The organism is Cellulomonas iranensis NBRC 101100 = JCM 18110 (assembly GCF_001552375.1).
Taxonomy (GTDB): domain Bacteria; phylum Actinomycetota; class Actinomycetes; order Actinomycetales; family Cellulomonadaceae; genus Cellulomonas; species Cellulomonas iranensis.
The window spans coordinates 1-5,220 of sequence record NZ_BCRB01000142.1 but is presented as its reverse complement, the minus strand read 5'-3'; the positions used below and the strand labels follow the sequence as shown (position 1 = coordinate 5,220).

Here is a 5,220-nt window from a genome sequence, read left to right as displayed (position 1 = left end):
GGGCGCGCGCGGCGTCGGCCGTCGCGCGCGCCGCCGCGGCCTCGAGCCGCGCGAGCTCGGCGTCCGCGGTGGCTCCCGCGGGCGCGTCCGACGACCTGCCCGACGACGACGGCGTGCTGTCCGACATGACGTGATCCTAGGGACGAACCGGGCGCCGCGCCGGTCCGGGTGCGGGCCGCGGCGCCGGGCGACCGTGCGGCGTCGATAGGATTCCCGGGTGAGCGACCAGTCCCCGAACCCGACCCCCGACGACGTCCCGTTCCGCTACACCGCCGCCCTCGCGCAGGAGATCGAGCTGCGCTGGCAGGACGAGTGGGACCGGCGCGGCACGTTCCACACGCCCAACCCGGTCGGGGCGCTCACCGACGGCGCCGGACGGCACGCCGAGCCGGGCTCGCGCGCGTTCTTCGTCATGGACATGTTCCCGTACCCGTCGGGCGCGGGCCTGCACGTCGGGCACCCCCTGGGGTACATCGCGACCGACGTGGTAGGCCGCTACCGGCGCATGTGCGGCGACAACGTGCTGCACGCCCTGGGCTTCGACGCGTTCGGCCTGCCCGCCGAGCAGTACGCGGTGCAGACGGGGCAGCACCCGCGCGTGACGACCGAGGCGAACATCGCGATCATGCAGCGCCAGCTGCGCCGGCTGGGCCTCGCGCACGACCCGCGCCGCTCGTTCGCGACGATCGACCCCGAGTACGTGCGCTGGACGCAGTGGATCTTCCTGCAGATCTTCCAGTCCTGGTACGACGAGGACGCCGTGCGCCCCGACGGCGGCACCGGGCGCGCGCGCCCGATCGCCGAGCTCGTCGCCGAGTACGAGGCCGGCACGCGCGCGCTGCCCGCCGACGTCGAGGGCGTCACGCCGGGTGCGACGTGGGCCGACCTCGACGCCGCGACCCGCCGCCGCGTGATCGACTCGCGCCGCCTGGCGTACCTGTCCGACACGCCCGTGAACTGGGCGCCCGGGCTGGGCACCGTCCTGGCGAACGAGGAGGTCACGTCCGAGGGGCGCTCCGAGCGCGGCAACTTCCCGGTCTTCCAGCGCAACCTGCGCCAGTGGAACATGCGGATCACGGCGTACGCCGACCGCCTGACCGACGACCTCGAGCGCATCGACTGGCCCGAGAAGGTCAAGTCGATGCAGCGGCACTGGATCGGCCGCTCGACGGGTGCGCGCGTGCGCTTCGCGGTGCAGGGCGGCGAGCAGGTCGAGGTCTTCACCACGCGCCCGGACACGCTGTTCGGCGCGACGTTCCTCGTGGTCGCGCCCGAGCACGCGCTGCTCGACGAGGTGCCCGCGGCGTGGCCCGACGGCACGTCGAGCGCGTGGACCGGCGGGCACGCGACGCCGTCCGACGCGGTCGCCGAGTACCGCGCGCAGGCCGCCGCCAAGACGGCGCGCGAGCGCCAGCAGGACGCGGGCCGCAAGACCGGCGTCTTCACGGGCCACCTGGCCGTCAACCCCGTGAACGGCGAGCTGCTGCCCGTCTTCACCGCCGACTACGTGCTCATGGGCTACGGCACCGGCGCGATCATGGCGGTCCCGGGGGGCGACGAGCGCGACTTCCAGTTCGCCGAGGCGTTCGGGCTGCCCGTGGTCTACACGGTCGACGCGCCCGAGGGCACGCCGCCCGGCGCGCGCACGCACGACGGCCTGGTCGTCGGCTCGTCGAACGACGAGATCAGCCTCGACGGGCTCGACGTCGCGCAGGCCAAGGAGCGCATCGTCGCGTGGCTCGAGGCCAAGGGCGTCGGCGAGCGCACCGTCACCTACCGCCTGCGCGACTGGCTGTTCAGCCGGCAGCGCTACTGGGGCGAGCCCTTCCCGGTCGTCTACGACGAGGACGACACGCCGATCGCGCTGCCCGACTCGGCGCTGCCCGTCGAGCTGCCCGAGGTCCCCGACTTCTCGCCGCGCACCTACGACCCCGACGACGCCGACTCCGAGCCCGAGCCGCCGCTGGGCCGCAACACCGACTGGCTGCACGTCGAGCTCGACCTGGGCGACGGGCCCAAGACCTACCGGCGCGACGCCAACACCATGCCCAACTGGGCCGGCTCGTGCTGGTACCACCTGCGCTACCTCGACCCGCACGCCGACGACCGCCTGGTCGACCCCGCGCTCGAGGAGTACTGGATGGGTCCGGGCCACGGCTCGCAGCCCGCGGGCTCGCCCGGCGGCGTCGACCTGTACGTCGGCGGCGTCGAGCACGCCGTGCTGCACCTGCTGTACGCGCGGTTCTGGCACAAGGTCCTCTACGACCTGGGCCACGTGCGCAGCGCCGAGCCGTTCCACAAGCTGTTCAACCAGGGCTACATCCAGGCCTACGCGTACACCGACGAGCGCGGCGTCTACGTGCCCGCGGCCGAGGTCGTCGAGGACGAGGCGTCGCCCACGGGCTTCACGTGGGACGGCCAGCCCGTCAACCGCGAGTACGGCAAGATCGGCAAGTCGCTGAAGAACGCGGTGTCGCCCGACGAGATGTACGAGGCGTACGGGGCCGACACGCTGCGCGTCTACGAGATGTCGATGGGTCCGCTCGACCTGTCCCGCCCGTGGGAGACGCGCGCGGTCGTCGGGGCGCAGCGCTTCCTGCAGCGGCTGTGGCGCAACGTCGTCGACGAGACGACCGGTGAGCTCGTCGTCAGCGACGACGCGCCGTCCGCCGAGACGCTGCGCGTGCTGCACCGCACGATCGCCGACGTCCGCGAGGACATGGAGGCGATGCGCATCAACACCGCGATCGCCAAGCTCATCGTGCTCAACAACCACCTGACGACGCTCGAGCGTGCACCGCGCGCGGCCGTCGAGGCGCTCGTCGTCATGACGGCGCCGGTCGCGCCGCACATCACCGAGGAGCTGTGGGCCCGCCTGGGCCACGACGAGTCGGTCGTGCACGCGTCGTTCCCGCAGGCCGACCCGCAGCACCTCGTCGAGGACACCGTCACGTGCGTGTTCCAGGTGCAGGGCAAGGTCCGTGGGCGCGCCGAGGTCCCCACGTCGGTGACGGACGACGCGCTGCGCGAGCTCGCGCTCGCCGACGAGGGCGTGCAGCGCGCGCTCGCCGGGCGCGACGTGCGCACGGTCGTCGTCCGGGCGCCGAAGCTCGTCAACGTGGTGCCGGCCTGACCGGCACGCCGAGGGGCGCCGCGGCGGTGCCGCGCGTCGCGGTCGTGACCGACTCGACCGCGGCGCTCCCGCCCGCGCTCGCCGCGCAGGTCGGGCTGCACGTCGTCCCGCTCGACGTGAGCGTCGACGGCGCGCGTCACGTCGAGGGCGTCGACGTCACGCCCGAGCAGCTGCTGCAGGCGCTCGAGCGCGGCGCGAAGGTGACGACGTCGCAGCCGCCGCCGTCCGCGTTCGCGGCCGCCTACGAGCGGGCCGCGGCCGCGGGCGCGCACGAGATCGTCTCGGTGCACCTGTCGGGCGAGATGTCGGGGACCGTCCGCTCGGCGCGCACCGCGGCGACCGTGAGCCCCGTGCCGGTGCGGGTCGTGGACTCGCGGAGCGCCGCCCTCGGTCTCGGCTTCGCGGCGCTCGCGGCGGCCCGGTGCGCCGCGACGCCGCTCGACGCGTCGGAGCTCGCCGGTCCTGACGCCACGGCGGCGCCGGCCGACGGTCGCGCGGCGGCCGTCCGGCGGTGGGTCGCGCGGGTCACGCGCCGTGAGCCCGACGCCGCGCCGACGTGGCCGGACGCCGAGCGGGTCGCGCGCGTCGCGGCGCAGGCGGCGCGCGGCACGCAGGTGTGGTTCCTCGTGGACTCGCTCGACCACCTGCGGCGCGGCGGACGCCTCGGCGCCGGTGCCGCGGCGCTCGGCACGGTCCTGGGTCTGCGTCCGCTGCTGTCGCTGCAGGACGGCCGGCTGGTCGTGGCCGAGAAGATCCGCACGCGGCGTGCGGCGCGCGAGCGGCTCGAGCAGGTCGCGGCCGCCGAGCTCGCCGCGCGACCTGCGGCACGCGTGGGCGTGCACCACGTGGGGCCCTCCGACGTCGCCGACGCGCTCGCCGCCCGGCTCGCGGCGACGCCGGGGGCGCGCGTGGTCGAGACGGTCGTGGCGGACGCCGGTGCGGTGCTCGCCGCGCACGTCGGCCCGGGCCTGCTGGCCGTGGTCGTCGCCGACGCCTGACGCCCGGCGAGCCGCCCACAGCACGTCGGACGCGCCGCTCGCTCCCGCGAGGACGAGCGGCGCACCCGCCCGGCGGTCACGGTCCCTAGCGTCGCGACGGTGCGTCCCGACCGTCCCCCCGTCCCGCCCGACGTCGCCCGCCGGCTCGCGGCCCTCGCGGCACCGCCGGCGACGCCCGTCGCGGACCGTCGCGACACGGGCTGGACGCCGCGACCCGTCGCCCCGGAGCCGTGGCACCCCGACGTCGCCACCGCCCTCGCCGACGCGGCCGACCGGGTCGAGCGCCCGCCCGCGCCGCACCCGCCGCGCACGCGCTGGGCACCGTCCTGGCGGACGGTCGGCGCCGCGGTCCTCGTGCTCGCGCTCGCGGCGGGCGGCGTCGCGCTCCGGGCGTCGACGGCGCCCCGCGGCGACGCCGTCGAGCTGCCCGTGCCCGGGGCGGCGGTCCCGTCCGGTGCGAGCGGCCCGGCCCCCGCACCGGACGCCACCGCACCGGGCGGCGTCGTCGTGCACGTGGTCGGCGCGGTCGGGACCCCCGGGGTCGTGCGGCTCGACGCGGGCGCCCGGGTCGCCGACGCGCTCGCCGCGGCCGGCGGCGGCACGCCGGACGCGGACCTCGGGGCGCTGAACCTCGCGCGCACGGTGACCGACGGCGAGCAGCTCCGCGTCCCGGTCGTCGGCGAGCTGCTCGCCGCGGCGCCCGACGGCTCCGCGCCGGACGACGGGCTCGTCGACCTGAACCGCGCCGACGCGACCGCGTTGCAGGAGCTCCCCGGGGTCGGGCCCGTGCTCGCGGGTCGCATCGTCGAGCACCGCACCCGGACGCCCTTCACGAGCGTCGACGAGCTCGACGACGTCCCCGGCATCGGACCCGCGCTCATGGCCGACCTGCGTGCGCGGGTCCGCGTGTGAGCGCGTCGCCGTCGGCCGCGACGACCGCTGCGGACCTGCGCCTCGTGCCGCCGGCCGTCGCGGCGTGGGGCGCCGCGCTCGTCGTCACGCTCGCGCCCGGCGTCCTGCGACCCGCGGCGACCGGCGCGGGCTGGCTGCTGGCGGCCGCCGCTGTGGCGGTGCTCGCCGCGGCGGCGG

4 protein-coding genes are annotated in these 5,220 nt (G+C 76.6%); all 4 read left to right on the top strand.

Annotated features, from left to right (window positions below; genetic code table 11):
* Nucleotides 1-217 precede the first annotated feature (217 nt).
* The gene (gene leuS / locus CS2_RS17575; RefSeq protein ID WP_070320943.1) at nucleotides 218-3,133 is read left to right on the top strand and encodes a leucine--tRNA ligase; all 2,916 of its coding nucleotides are present in this window, start codon (nucleotides 218-220) and stop codon (nucleotides 3,131-3,133) included.
* A gap of 44 nt (nucleotides 3,134-3,177) precedes the next feature.
* Nucleotides 3,178-4,131, top strand: coding sequence for a DegV family protein (locus tag CS2_RS17570; protein ID WP_082740344.1), 954 nt, complete (start codon nucleotides 3,178-3,180; stop codon nucleotides 4,129-4,131).
* 99 nt (nucleotides 4,132-4,230) lie between these two features.
* Complete coding sequence (locus CS2_RS17565; RefSeq protein WP_070320942.1) at nucleotides 4,231-5,043, top strand: ComEA family DNA-binding protein; 813 nt, start codon at nucleotides 4,231-4,233, stop codon at nucleotides 5,041-5,043.
* The coding region (locus CS2_RS17560; RefSeq protein ID WP_217997408.1) for a hypothetical protein at nucleotides 5,040-5,220 on the top strand (181 nt) is incomplete at its 3' end. The genes CS2_RS17565 and CS2_RS17560, both read left to right, overlap by 4 nt.